Consider the following 13078-nt stretch of genomic DNA (forward strand, 5'->3'; position numbering starts at 1 on the left):
GTCAGAACGCGAAGGTCGCGGAAAGCCGTGCCAGCCGCGGCGCGCCGGGGAACAGGTAGCTGTCGCCGCCGGAACTGCCGGTGTCGCGCCAGTAGAAACGATTGAACACGTTGTCGACATTCAGCCGCACGATCAGCGCGTGGCCGTTCCACCGGGTGGTGTAGCGCAGGCCTGCATCGAATACGTGGTACGCCGGCACGCGCGTCATGCCGTCCGGCGTGGCAACGTTCGGGCTGGCGTAGCGCCAGCCGCCGAGCAGGCCGATGTCGGCCGCGAACGGCAGGCGGTAATCCAGGTAGACGGCCGTGCGCAGGCGCGGCACGTTGACCACCTGGTGGCCCTCGTAGGCTGCCGTGCCGGTACCCTGGGCGCGTGCCTGGACCAGGTTGACGCTGGCGGTGAGGCGCAACGCGTCGCTCAGCTGGCCGGCGGCGTTGAGTTCCAGCCCGGTATGCGCCTCGCTGCCCTGCTGGACGAAGGTGAAGCCCGCGGCGGTGCTGTCCGGCTGCGTGAACTGGTACGGCTGGCGGATGCGGTACAGCGCGGCCGACAGGCCGAGCGCGTCGCTCCATGCGTACTTCACGCCGGCTTCGGTCTGGCGCGCCAGCAGCGGGGTCAGGGTGGTGCCGCCGTTGGAGGCCCAGTACGGCGCCTGGCTGCCCAGCGACAGACTCTCGCTATAGCTGGCATAGGCGGTCAGCCGGCCGGTCGGCTGCCACAGCACGGCGGCCTGCGGCAGCACCTTGGCGAGGCGGGTGTCGCGCTGCGGCGCGCCGGCATCGTCGTAGGCGCGCTCGTGCAGACGCACGTAGCGGCCACCGGCCAGCAGCTGCCAGTGGGCACCGAGGTGGATGCGGTCGAGCGCGAAGATCGAGTGCTGCCAGCTGGTGAGGCGCCGTGCCTCGGCGCCTGGCTGGTTCGGCGATGGCGCGAAGTACGGCGGGTCGATCTGGTCGATGTTGCCGGTACCCACGTAGTCGTAGACGTAGGGGCGCAGGTCGATGGTGCGGCGGAACGCGCTGGCGCCGAGGCTGACCTCGTGGCCGATGGTGCCGGTGTCGAACGAACCCTTCAGCACCGCGCGCGCCTCGTCGTTGGTGCGCGCCTCGTCGGGGCTGCGGTAGTCGTAGATGTCGTAGTCGCCGTTCGGCGCGAAGAACCAGCCCGGGGTGGCGCCGCTGGCGCAATCGGGCGAATAGAAGCAGCCGTAGGCGAACGCCACGTTGTCGTCGATCAGGGCGCGGCTGTGGCCGGCCGAGAGCTGTGCGTGCCAGTCGTTGCCGAGGCGGTAGTCGAAGCGCAGCGTGCTGTTGCTGGCGTCGACGTCGACCGGCTGCTGCCACGGCTGGAAGCCGAGCATGCGGGTGCGGCTGGGATGGGCGGGCAGGCTGCGGCCGCCGAGCAGCTGGTAGCCGGAGACGGAGCGCTGCGAGCTGACCTGGTAATCGCTGTCCAGCTGCAGGGTGGCGTCGGCGCTGATCTTCCAGTCGGCGGCCAGCGACACGAAGTTGCGCCGACCGTCGGCATGGTCGACGTACGAATGCATGCCCTCGTGCGCCGCGTTCACCCGCACGCCGAACGTGGGCGAGAGCCAGCCGCCGACATCCACGGCGAAGTAGCGCGAGCCGTGCGAGTCGGTGCCGACGGTGGCGCTGCGCACCTCGGCCGGACGCTTGCTGACGTAGTTGACCAGCCCGCCCGGCGCCAGCACGCCGGCCTCGAGGCCGCCCAGGCCCTTGAGGATTTCCACCCGCTGCTTGTCTTCCAGCGCGATCGGCTGTTCGCCGGTCAGGCTCATCTCGTTGAGCCGGTAGCCGGTGGCGAGGTCCAGCGCGAAGCCGCGGATGGCGATGTCCTGGTAGTAGCCGACCGGCGCGTAGTTGTCGCCCAGCGCGGCGTCGGCGCGCGCCAGTTCGCTCAGCGTGCGCGGCTGGCGGTCGTCGATCTGGTCGCGGGTGATCACGCTGACCGCCGCGGGAGTGTCCAGCAGTGGTGCGTTGCCGAAGCTGCCGAAGGTGTCCAGCTGCGAGTTGTCGGCGTGGTAGCCGTGCGCGCTGTCGGCCTCGACGTGGACGGGCGCCAGCGGCGTGGCCTGCGGCCTGGTGGTGTCGTCGTCGGCATGGGCGGAAGCCATGACGGCGAGCAGGGCGAGGATCAGGGAGGAGCGTGCGGAGGGAGTGCGGAGTGAGGCCATCGTCGTCTTCAGGTGCTGCGGACGAAGCGACGGCGACCCGGCCGTCGCATGGACGTGCCGGATCTGCAAGCTCCCTACGCCGGTATGAACCGGATCAGGTTCCAAGGGACTCTCTCAGCCCGGCCATGCCGGGCACCCCCGCTTCAAGAACGCCTATTTAACCACGATTGGACGGCCGCCGCCGCGACGCTGGCTCCTCCCGGCTCAGGCGTAGTCGCGGATTGCCTGCAGCAGGGCCTGCCCCGGCGGCGTGCGGAACCATGCCGGATGGCCGCGCAGGAAGGTGTCGTAGGCGACGTCGGCGTTCGCCGGCGAGCGGGTGACGGCGTGGTAGTACTCGACCTCGGACAGCGCGAAATCCACATGCACCAGCGGCAGCAGGTTGGCCAGCAGGTGGAGATCGGCGGCAGTCAGCGGATGCAGCTGGCGATAGCCGTCGATCAGCGCGCGGGCAATGTCGGGGCGGCCGGCGTCGGCGTCGAGCGCCAGCCAGGCGATCGCGTTGCGCTCGATCGCGGTGGCGAGGTCGAACAGCGCGAAGTTGGCGGCGGCGAGCCCGAAGTCGAGCACGGCGCCGATCCGGGCGTCGTCGCGGTCGTCGCTCCAGCACAGGTTGGAGACGTGCCAGTCGCCGTGCGTCCATAGCATGGGCTGTTGCGCCAGTTGCGGCTGCACCGCGGCATGCCAGGGCGCGAGCAGTCCGGCGAGGTCCATCGGCCAGTCGCGGCCGCGCAGGTAGTCGGCCAAACCGGGGCGTTGCGGCAATTGCGCGCGCAGCGCGGCGACCGGGTCGACGGCGCGGATCAGTTCGCTGCGCGCGACCAGCAGGTGGGTGCCGCGCTGCGGCGCGCGGTAGTCCGCGGCCGCCTCGTGCAGGGCGGCCAGCATGCGGCCGGCGGTGAGCGCGTGCATGCGGTTCGGCAGCGGCTCCCAGGAGATCGTCTCGCGGTACAGGTCGATGCCGCCGGCGTGCCCATGCACCTCGTAGGTCCAGTCGCCGATCGCCACCGCGGTACGCCCGTGCGCATCGGTCAGCACGGCCGGAATCGACATGCCGTGCGCGCGCAGGTGCGCGATGAAGCGATGCTCCTCCTCGAGCGTGGCCACCGATCGCACGTCGCGATGGTGGCGCTTGACGAACCACGTGCCGCGATCGGTGGCCACCAAGCAGGCGGCCGACAGCGGCCGCGGGCTGTGCCAGTCGATCCGGATCGGCGTGCCCGATGCCGGGTAGCCGCGCAGCAGCGCCGCGACTTCATCCATGGTCAGCGGCGGCCAGTCCGGCGGCGTGCTGTCGCCGGCCAGTCCGTGCGCAAGATGGAGGTGGTCGTTCATGGCGGCGGTGGGCTTGCGCGGGCGATAGACGCGGGATTATCGCCGATAAGCCCGCGGCGCCGGCTTCCGTGCGGGTGCAGCATCGCGTTTAATGGGCGACTTCCCCCGCGATGGCCGCCCATGAGCGCGATGCTGCTGCTGTTCGTCTGCCTGATCCTCGGCACCCTGGTGGCACGCTTCGCGAAGCCGCCGGCCGGGATCGTGTCGGGCATCAACTGGTGGGTGCTGAACGTGGCGTTGCCGGCGCTGGTGCTGGAGCTGATCCCGAAGGTGAAGTTCGACCCGCAGCTGTGGTTCCCGGTGGCGGCGATGTGGCTCACGTTCGGCGGCGCGTGGCTGCTGTTCGGCCTGCTCGGGCCGCGGCTGGGCTGGTCGCGGCAGCGCACAGGTGCGCTGATCCTGGTCTGCGGCCTGGGCAATACGGCGTACATGGGCTATCCGATGGTACAGGCGCTGCACGGCAAGGCGGGCCTGGCGCTGGCGGTGGTGGCCGACCAGATCGGCGCGTTCCCGGTGCTGGCCTCGGCCGGCATCGTGGTGGCCTCGCTCTATTCCGGGCGCACGCCCCAGCTTGGCCCGATCGTGCGCCGCATCGTCACGTTTCCCGCCTTCGTCGCGCTGGCCGCGGGCATCGTCGCGGGCCTGTGCGGTGGCTGGCCGGTCGTGCTGGAAGGCGTGTTCGCGCCGATCGGCGCCACGCTGACGCCGCTGGCACTGTTCTCGGTGGGCCTGCAGTTCAAGTTCCATCCGGGCCAGCGCCAGCTCGGCGCGGCGGCCTGGGGCCTGGGCTGGAAGCTGCTGCTGGCGCCGCTGGCGTGCTGGGCGATGGGCAAGGCGGCCGGCGTGGGCGGGCTGGTTCTCACCGTGGGCGTGCTGCAGGCGGCGATGGCGCCGATGGTGTCGGCGGCGATCCTGGCCGACGAGTACGAGCTGGAGCCGGCCCTGGCGAACACCGTGCTGGGCGCCGGCATCGTGCTGTCGCTGCTCACCGTGCCGCTGGGCAACCTGCTGCTCGGGGCGTAGCGCACGGCTTGCGCCCGGCCCGCGCTGCGTCGAGACTAGCGGCCGGAATCCATGGGCGGGGGGCTCATGTCATGGCAGGTTTCGATCTGATCAAGCGCATGTTCGGCGATCATGGCGAGCGCCGCGCGGTACCGCGCAGCGGCGAGCCGAAGGAAGCCTGCGTCCTGGTGGTGGACGACTCGCCCACCATCCGCGCGGTGCTCGGCAAGATGCTGGCGCAGAGCGGCCATATCGTGCTGAAGGCCGCCGACGGCGAGAGCGCGCTCGACATCGCACGCAGGGATCGCCCCGACCTGATCTTCCTCGACATCGTGATGCCGGGCATGAGCGGCTTCGCCGTGTTGCGCGCGCTGCGCCATGATCCGCTGACCAGGGACATCCCGATCGTGATGATCAGCGGCAACCTGCAGGCGACCGAGCAGTTCTACGTGCAGCGCTTCGGCGCCGACGATTTCATGAAGAAGCCGTTCGGCCGCAGCGAGGTGTTTGCGCGCATCGAGCATCTCACCCGCAGCGGTCGCCTGGTGGTGCGACAGCGCACGGTGGAGGAGGCGGTGCCGATGGAACCGATACCCAGCGACGCCGAGCATGCGGAGATCCCGGATATCGCGATGCCTGATCCGCACGACATGGTTGTGCCGCCCGCCGCCCGCGACTGAGTCACACGCGATTGCGATGGCGCGATAATCCCCGCCATGAGCAAACCATCAGAGCCGGCAACCACCGACACGCGCGCCGACGTGTGGTTGTGGGCCGCCCGTTTCTTCAAGACGCGCAGCCTCGCCAAGCAGGCGATCGACGGTGGCCGCATCGACGTCAATGGCGTCGGCTGCAAGCCGGCGAAGACCCTGCATGCGGGCGACCGGCTGAAGATCAGCCGTGGCGAGGAACGGCTCGAGGTCGAGGTGCTGGTGTTGTCCGACCGGCGCGGCCCCGCCAGCGCGGCGCAGGCGCTGTATCGCGAGACCGAGGCGAGCTGCGTGGCGCGCGAGGCGGCCCGCGAGCAGAAGCGCCTGGTCGGTGCGAACGGTCCGGTGAAGCGCCCGGACAAGCAGGCGCGGCGCGAATTGCGACGGCTGAAGGATACGCGCTGAGCAGTGCATCGCAGAACGGGGGGCGGATCTGCGGGAATATCCTCGCAAATCCACGGGGTTGGCGCTGTCGCGCCATCCCATCGGCCCGGGAGGCTTGCATGGACGGACACGCACTGATCAATGGCATCGGCTTCTTCAAGCGCCTGCTCAGCAGCCATGTGGCCGCGGAGGAGAATGAGGCGCCGCGGGCCACGCTGGGTGCACGCATGCTGGTGGTCGACGATTCGCCCACGATCTGCGCCGTGCTCGGCAAGATGCTGCGCCAGGACGGTTACGCCGTGCTCAACGCCACCAGTGGCCTGGATGCGATCGGGCTGGCCTGCAGCGAGCAGCCGGCGCTGATCTTCCTCGACATCGTGATGCCGGGCATGAACGGCTTCGCCGTGCTGCGAGCGCTGCGCCACGATCCACGGACCCGGCACATCCCGATCGTGATGATCAGCGGCAACCCGCAGGCGACCGAGCAATTCTACGTGCAGCGCTTCGGCGCCGACGATTTCATGCGCAAGCCGTTCGACCGCAACGAAGTGTACCTGCGCATCGGACAGCTGGTGCAGTCCGGTCGTCTGGACGGCCGTTTGCCGTCGGCACCGGTACCGGCACCCGTCGAAGCACTGCCGGCACTGGCCACGGAACTGTCGGTCGATGAGCTGGCCGACATTCCCGATATCGCGATGCCCGACGCGGAAGCCACCCCGCGCCTGGCCGGCGTGCCCCCGCTGCAGGTGGTTCACGGCATCGGCTGAGGGCCAGCCTCAGATCGCCATGCCCAGCGCCCTTGCCACGCCTGCCGCATAGGCCGGATCAGCCTTGGCGAAGTGGCCGAGCTGGCGGCGGATGATGTCTTCCGGCACACCCTGCATCGCCGCGGCGATGTTGTCGAACAATTGCTGCTTCTGCGCGTCGCTCATCAGGCGGAACAGGTCGCCGGGTTGCCGGTAGTCGTCGTTGCCGGCGCGGTGATCGTAACGGTCGGCATCGCCTGAAATTTTCAGCGGCGGCTCCTGCACCGACGGGTCCTCGACCGGGCCGCCGAACGAGTTCGGCTCGTAGTTCACGCTGCCGCCGCCGTTGTCGCCGTGGCGCATCGACCCGTCGCGCGCGTAGTTGTGCACCGGGCAGCGCGGCTGGTTCACCGGCAGCTGGTCGTGGTTCGCGCCGAGCCGGTAGCGCGCGGCGTCGGCGTAGGAGAACAGGCGGAACTGCAGCACCTTGTCCGGCGAGAAGCCGATGCCGGGCACCACGTTCGCGGGCGAGAAGCTGGACTGCTCGACCTGGGCGAAGTAGTTGTCGGGGTTGCGGTTGAGTTCCATCACCCCGACCTCGATCAGCGGGTAGTCCTTGTGCGGCCAAACCTTGGTCAGGTCGAACGGGTTGTACCAGGTGTTCTCCGCGTCGACCTCGGGCATCACCTGCACGTACAGCGTCCACTTCGGGAAATCCCTGCGCTCGATCGCCTCGTACAGGTCGCGCTGGTGCGATTCGCGGTCCTCGCCGATCAGCTTCGCCGCTTCCGCGTTGGTGAGGTTGCTGATGCCCTGTTGCGTCTTGAAGTGGAACTTCACCCAGTGGCGCTCGCCGGCCTCGTTCCAGAAGCTGTAGGTGTGGCTGCCGAAGCCGTGCATGTGGCGCAGCGTGGCGGGAATGCCGCGGTCGCTCATCAGGGTGGTGACCTGGTGCAGCGATTCCGGCGACAGCGACCAGTAGTCCCACATCGCAATGGGGTTGCGCATGTTGCTGCGCGGGTCGCGCTTCTGCGTGTGGATGAAGTCGGGGAACTTGTACGGGTCGCGGATGAAGAACACCGGCGTGTTGTTGCCGACCAGGTCCCAGTTGCCTTCTTCCGTGTAGAACTTCAGCGCGAAGCCGCGCACGTCGCGCTCGGCGTCGGCCGCGCCGCGCTCGCCGGCCACGGTGGAGAAGCGCGCCAGCATCGGCGTCTGCGTGCCGGGCTTGAATACCCTGGCGCGGGTGTACTTCGTGATGTCGCGGGTGATGGTGAGCGTGCCGAACGCGGCCGAGGCCTTGGCATGCACCACGCGTTCGGGGATGCGCTCGCGGTTGAAGTGCGCATGCTTCTCGAACAGCGCCACGTCCTGCACCAGCAGCGGGCCGCGCGGGCCGGCGGTGAGGCTGTTCTGGTTGTCGGACACCGGGGCGCCGGCGTCGGTGGTCAGCGTCTTGCGGTTCTGGCTCATGGCGGGCTCCTGTGGGGGACTTGGTGTTCGGCCAATCTACGCAGGCATGACGATCAATGGAATTCGAATGTTTCGATGTTGGCGATAGTTCAAGGCTATCGATAGGCGGCCGCTGCCGTGCCCGGCAGGTGAGCATCCCCGACGAGGCGTGAGCGCAAGGTGGCGGCGGCCGGCGGCGTTGGCCGCCGGCGCTCAGCCCGGTCGTTTCAGGCGGTAAAGCAGTTCCAGCGCTTCGCGCGGGGTCAGCGCATCCGGGTCGATCTCTTCCAGCATGCGCTCGGCGGCGGAAGGCTGCGCCGGGGCGAACAGGCGCAGTTGCGGCGAAGGTTCACCGGCCGGCGCGGGTGCGCTGGCGTGCTGGTGCATGCCGCGCTCGAGCTCGGCCAGGGTGCGTTTCGCTTCGGCGATCACCGATTTCGGCAGGCCGGCCAACGCGGCCACCTGCAGGCCGAAGCTGCGGTTGGCCGGACCCTCCTTCACTGCGTGCATGAACACCAGTTGCTCGCCTCGCTTCTGGTCGTGGAACTCCACGGCGTCCAGATGCACGTTGGCGATCGACGCGAATTCGCCGGCCAGTTCGGTCAGCTCGAAATAGTGCGTGGCGAACAGGGTGTACGCGCGGCAATGGCGCGCCAGGTGCACGGCGGCGGCACGCGCCAGCGACAGGCCGTCGTAGGTGCTGGTGCCGCGGCCGACCTCGTCCATCAGCACCAGACTGTCGGCCGTGGCGTTGTGGAGGATGTTGGCTGTCTCGCTCATCTCCACCATGAAGGTGGACTGGCCGCGCGAGAGGTCGTCGCCGGCGCCGATGCGGGTGAAGATGCGGTCGATCGGGCCGATCACCGCGCTCGCCGCCGGCACGTAGCTGCCGATGTGCGCGAGCAGCACGATCAGCGCGTTCTGGCGCATGTAGGTGGACTTGCCGCCCATGTTCGGGCCGGTGATCACCAGCATGCGGCGGGTGTCGTCGAGCTTCAGGTCGTTCGGCTCGAACGGCTCGTCGCGAACTTTCTCGACCACCGGATGACGGCCGCGTTCGATCGCGATGCCGGGCTCGTCGGTGAGCTGCGGAGCGCTCCAGTCCAGCGCCTCGGCGCGCTCGGCCATGGTAGCCAGCACGTCCAGCTCGGCCATCGCGGCGGCGGCGGTTTTCAGCGGGTCGAGTTTTTCGGTGAGCGTGTCGAGCAGCGCCTCGTACAGCGCACGCTCGCGCATCAGCGAGCGTTCCTTGGCCGACAGCACCTTGTCCTCGAACGCCTTCAGTTCCTCGGTGATGTAGCGCTCGGCGTTCTTCGTCGTCTGCCGGCGCGTGTAGTGGGTGGGCGCCTTGTCCGACTGTGCCCGGGTGATCTCGATGTAGTAGCCGTGCACGCGGTTGTAGCCGACCTTGAGCGTGGGGATGCCGCTGGCGGCCTTCTCGCGTTCCTCCAGCTCGACCAGGTACTGGTCGGCGTGGGTGGACAGGCGGCGCAGTTCGTCGAGTTCCGCGTCGTAGCCGTCGGCAATCACGCCGCCGTCGCGCTGCAGCACCGGCGGCTGTTCCACGATGGCGCTGGCGAGCAGGGCGGCACTGTCGGCATGGTCGCCGATGCGTTCGACCAGGGCATGCAGCAGCGGGCTGAGCTCCTGTTGAGGAGTGCGGCCATGGATGGCCGCTTCCTGGTCTTCGCGGCCGGGGAAGATCGCACTGGTGACACTGGGCGCGGCCAGCAGGCCATCGCGCAGCGTCGAAAGGTCGCGCGGCCGCGCCGAACGCAGCGCGACGCGGGCGAGGATGCGCTCGAGGTCGCCGATGCGGCGCAGTTGTTCGCGCAGGCTCTCGTGGCGCCGACTGTCGATCAGCGTACCGATCGCCTGATGGCGCTGGCGCAGCACGTCGCGCGAGCGCAGCGGCCGGGTCAGCCAGCGGCGCAACAGGCGCGCGCCCATCGGCGTCACGGTTTCGTCGAGCACGCCGAGCAGGGTATGTTCGGTGCGACCGCTGGGATGCGTGTCCAGTTCCAGGTTGCGGCGGGTGGCCGCGTCCAGCGCGATCGTCTCGCTCGCACTTTCCACCGCCATGCCGGTGAGATGCGGCAGCGCGCTTTTCTGGGTTTCCTCGACATAGCCGAGCAGGCAGCCGGCGGCAGCGACCGCCAGCGGCAGCCTGTCCACGCCGAAGCCGCCGAGGTCGCGGGTGCCGAAGAAACGGTTCAGTTCGCGTTTGGCGGCATCGCCGTCGAAGTGCCACGGCGGGCGCTTGCGCAGGCCGGGCAGGGTGCTGACCAGTTTCGGCCAGGCCACGTCCTCGCCGACCAGGGTTTCGGCCGGCTGCAGCCGCGCTAGTTCGGCGGCCAGCGCCTCGGCGTTCGGCACTTCGCTGAGCAGGAAGCGGCCGGAGGTGAGGTCCACCCAGGCCAGGCCGTAGTCGCCGTGCGTGCCGGCGGCGATCGCCAGCAGCAGGTTGTCGCGGCGCTCCTCCAGCAGCGCGGCATCGGTCACCGTGCCGGGCGTGACGACGCGCACCACCTTGCGCTCGACGATGCCCTTGGCCAGCGCCGGGTCGCCCATCTGTTCGCAGATCGCCACCGATTCACCGAGCCGCACCAGCCGAGCCAGGTAGTTTTCCGCCGCGTGGTACGGCACGCCGGCCATCGGGATCGGCGCGCCGCCGGACTGCCCGCGCTGGGTCAGGGTGATGTCGAGCAGCCGCGCCGCCTTGCGCGCGTCGTCGTAGAACAGCTCGTAGAAATCGCCCATGCGGAAGAACAGCAGCACGTCCGGGTGCTCCGCCTTGGCCGAGAGGTACTGGCGCATGAACGGGGTGTGCTTGGTGAGATCGTCTTGGCTCATGCAATGCAAGTCTTGGCGTGGTCGCGCGGAACAGGTAGAACGGTGCCCCTGCGCGTGGCGCAGAGTTTCGTCCAAGTCCAGGAGTCTCGCATGGAGTCATCGTCCGTTCCTACCGATGCCGAGCTGCAGGCGCTGGCCGGCGAGGTAGCCACCGAAGTACAGCGTTGTCGGCTGATGCTGGTGACGGCCGAGTCGTGCACCGGCGGCTGGATCGCCAAGACGCTTACCGACCTGCCGGGCAGCTCGGCCTGGTTCGACGCCGGCGTGGTGACCTACAGCTACGAGGCCAAGGAGGCGCTGCTCGGAGTCAATCCGCGCACGCTGGAGCACAGCGGGGCGGTCAGCGAGGAAACCGCGCTGGAGATGGTATCCGGCGCGCTGGCGCGTTTCGGCGCCGGCGTGGCGGTGGCGGTGACCGGCATCGCCGGACCTTCCGGCGGCACCCCAGACAAGCCGGTCGGCACGGTGTGGATCAGCTGGAAGCGCCGCGGCGGCTACGGTCATGCGCGGCAGTTCCATTTTCCGGGCGACCGCGAGGCGGTGCGCCGGCAGACCGTGGCGGCGGCGCTCATCGGCCTGCGCAAAACACTGACGGAGTGACGCGCGATCCGCCGCCAGACCCGCTTGACCAGTGTGGGATACTGGCCGTCAACGTCGATTTCCCGTGATCGCACCCCTTGATCGCAGCCGGTGAGATCCGATCCGGGCATCATGCACTCCAATCACAGCCCAACCGGAACACAAGACGATGGATGACAACAAGCGCAAGGCGCTCACCTCCGCCCTCGGCCAGATCGAAAAGCAGTTCGGCAAAGGCGCCGTGATGCGCATGGGCGACCGCGTCAACGAACCGGTCGAGACGGTCTCCACCGGTTCGCTGGGGCTGGACATCGCGCTCGGCGTCGGCGGACTGCCGCGTGGCCGCGTGGTCGAGATCTACGGTCCGGAGTCCTCCGGCAAGACCACCATGACCCTGCAGGCGATCGCCAACTGCCAGCGTGCCGGCGGCACCGCGGCGTTCATCGACGCCGAGCACGCGCTCGACCCAACCTATGCCGAAAAGCTGGGTGTCAAGGTCGACGACCTGCTGGTGTCGCAGCCGGATACCGGCGAGCAGGCGCTGGAAATCGCCGACATGCTGGTGCGCTCCGGCGCAGTCGACATGGTGGTGGTCGACTCGGTCGCCGCGCTGACCCCGAAGGCGGAAATCGAGGGCGAGATGGGCGACTCCCACGTCGGCCTGCACGCCCGCCTGATGAGCCAGGCGCTGCGCAAGCTCACCGCCAATATCAAGAAATCCGGCTGCCTGGTGATCTTCATCAACCAGATCCGCATGAAGATCGGCGTGATGTTCGGCAGCCCCGAGACCACGACCGGCGGCAACGCGCTGAAGTTCTACGCCTCGGTGCGCCTGGACATCCGCCGCATCGGCGCGGTGAAGAAAGGCGAGGAGATCATCGGCTCGGAGACCCGCGTCAAGGTGGTCAAGAACAAGGTGGCGCCGCCGTTCCGCCAATGCGAGTTCGAGATCCTGTACGGCGAGGGCACCTCGCGCGAGGGCGAGATCATCGAACTGGGCGTGGCGCAGAACCTGATCGACAAGTCCGGCGCCTGGTACAGCTACAACGGCGACCGCATCGGCCAGGGCAAGGAGAACGTGCGCCAGTTCCTGCGCGACAACCCCGCGATCGCCAACGAGATCGACAAGCAGCTGCGCGAGCGCCTGCTGGTCCCGGCGGGCCGCCCGGCCGCCGCCGCCGCGGAAGAGGCGCTCGAGGAAGCGTGATCCGTGTCCGTTGACGGTTTCCCGCGGAAGACATGGCCCGGCTTGCCCGGGCCATGTCCGTTTGCGTGGCCATGAAACGCCCGCCCGGCAAGGATGATTCGGCCAAGCCGAAGCGCAGCGCCTACGACAAGGCGCTGGGCCTGCTGGCGCTCCGCGAGCATTCGCGCAAGGAGCTGAAGACCAAGCTGCGCCAGGGCGGCTACGAGGGCGACGAGGCTACTGCCGCGCTGGACCGGCTCGGCGAGCAGCACTATCAGGACGATGACCGTTTCGCCGAGGTGCTGCTGCGCAGCCGGATCGCCCAGGGCTACGGCCCGCTGCGCCTGCGCGTGGAGCTGAAAAGCCACGGCCTGACCGACACACGCATCCGTGCATTACTGGATGCGGCCGAGGTCGACTGGGACGTCTCGGCCGCCGTCCAGTTGCGTCGCCGCTACGGTAGCGCAGGCACGGCGGACCCGGCCGAACGCTCGCGCCGGGCGCAATTCCTCTTGCGCCGCGGCTTTGCCGCCGCCACAGTACGAAGTGTTACCCACGCCGAAGTGGACGAAGCCAACGATATTTCCTGAAACCGGTCATCCGTGGATGACGGGCTGACGGGTCGAGCGGCCTGGCC

The 13078-nt window shown here is 68.9% G+C and carries 11 protein-coding genes and 1 riboswitch; of the genes, 7 read left to right on the plus strand and 4 right to left on the minus strand.

Going from position 1 to position 13078, the window contains the following annotated elements:
* Position 1: 1 nt before the first annotated feature.
* Together DEO45_RS07025 and DEO45_RS07030 are read right to left on the minus strand one after the other, a co-directional pair.
* Positions 2-2194: a TonB-dependent siderophore receptor gene (locus DEO45_RS07025; protein WP_114341905.1), complete on the minus strand. Its 2193-nt coding sequence runs from the start codon at positions 2192-2194 to the stop codon at positions 2-4.
* Positions 2195-2248: 54 nt separating this feature from the next.
* Positions 2249-2344, minus strand: a riboswitch (TPP riboswitch).
* Between the two features lie 54 nt (positions 2345-2398).
* Complete coding sequence (locus DEO45_RS07030; protein ID WP_114341745.1) at positions 2399-3529, minus strand: phosphotransferase enzyme family protein; 1131 nt, start codon at positions 3527-3529, stop codon at positions 2399-2401.
* Between the two features lie 129 nt (positions 3530-3658).
* Here DEO45_RS07030 and DEO45_RS07035 point away from each other — a divergent pair, with 129 nt between their 5' ends.
* From DEO45_RS07035 to DEO45_RS07050, 4 genes are all read left to right on the plus strand, one after another.
* Positions 3659-4552 carry an AEC family transporter gene (locus DEO45_RS07035; RefSeq protein WP_114341907.1) on the plus strand — a complete coding sequence of 298 codons (894 nt, stop codon included), beginning with the start codon at positions 3659-3661 and terminating at the stop codon, positions 4550-4552.
* A 71-nt stretch (positions 4553-4623) separates the two neighbouring features.
* Entirely contained in the window at positions 4624-5211 is a 588-nt protein-coding gene (locus tag DEO45_RS07040; RefSeq protein ID WP_114341749.1) for a response regulator, read from the plus strand.
* Between the two features lie 36 nt (positions 5212-5247).
* Positions 5248-5646 (plus strand): RNA-binding S4 domain-containing protein, encoded by a 399-nt coding sequence (locus DEO45_RS07045; RefSeq protein ID WP_114341752.1) that lies wholly within the window; start codon positions 5248-5250, stop codon positions 5644-5646.
* 98 nt (positions 5647-5744) lie between these two features.
* Complete coding sequence (locus DEO45_RS07050) at positions 5745-6392, plus strand: response regulator (protein ID WP_114341754.1); 648 nt, start codon at positions 5745-5747, stop codon at positions 6390-6392.
* 9 nt (positions 6393-6401) lie between these two features.
* Here DEO45_RS07050 and DEO45_RS07055 read toward each other — a convergent pair whose 3' ends face one another.
* Both DEO45_RS07055 and mutS read right to left on the minus strand, forming a co-directional pair.
* Complete coding sequence (locus DEO45_RS07055) at positions 6402-7844, minus strand: catalase (protein WP_114341757.1); 1443 nt, start codon at positions 7842-7844, stop codon at positions 6402-6404.
* Between the two features lie 192 nt (positions 7845-8036).
* The gene (gene mutS / locus DEO45_RS07060; protein WP_114341760.1) at positions 8037-10676 is read right to left on the minus strand and encodes a DNA mismatch repair protein MutS; all 2640 of its coding nucleotides are present in this window, start codon (positions 10674-10676) and stop codon (positions 8037-8039) included.
* Between the two features lie 90 nt (positions 10677-10766).
* Here mutS and DEO45_RS07065 point away from each other — a divergent pair, with 90 nt between their 5' ends.
* The 3 genes from DEO45_RS07065 (at position 10767) to DEO45_RS07075 (ending at position 13031) form a co-directional block, all read left to right on the plus strand.
* Entirely contained in the window at positions 10767-11276 is a 510-nt protein-coding gene (locus DEO45_RS07065) for a CinA family protein (protein ID WP_114341762.1), read from the plus strand.
* 148 nt (positions 11277-11424) lie between these two features.
* A complete protein-coding gene (gene recA, locus DEO45_RS07070; protein WP_114341765.1) occupies positions 11425-12462 on the plus strand; it encodes a recombinase RecA in 1038 nt (345 codons plus the stop codon).
* A 32-nt stretch (positions 12463-12494) separates the two neighbouring features.
* A complete protein-coding gene (locus DEO45_RS07075) occupies positions 12495-13031 on the plus strand; it encodes a regulatory protein RecX (RefSeq protein WP_114341767.1) in 537 nt (178 codons plus the stop codon).
* Positions 13032-13078: the final 47 nt, after the last annotated feature.

Source organism: Rhodanobacter denitrificans, from assembly GCF_003335105.1.
GTDB lineage: Bacteria > Pseudomonadota > Gammaproteobacteria > Xanthomonadales > Rhodanobacteraceae > Rhodanobacter > Rhodanobacter denitrificans_A.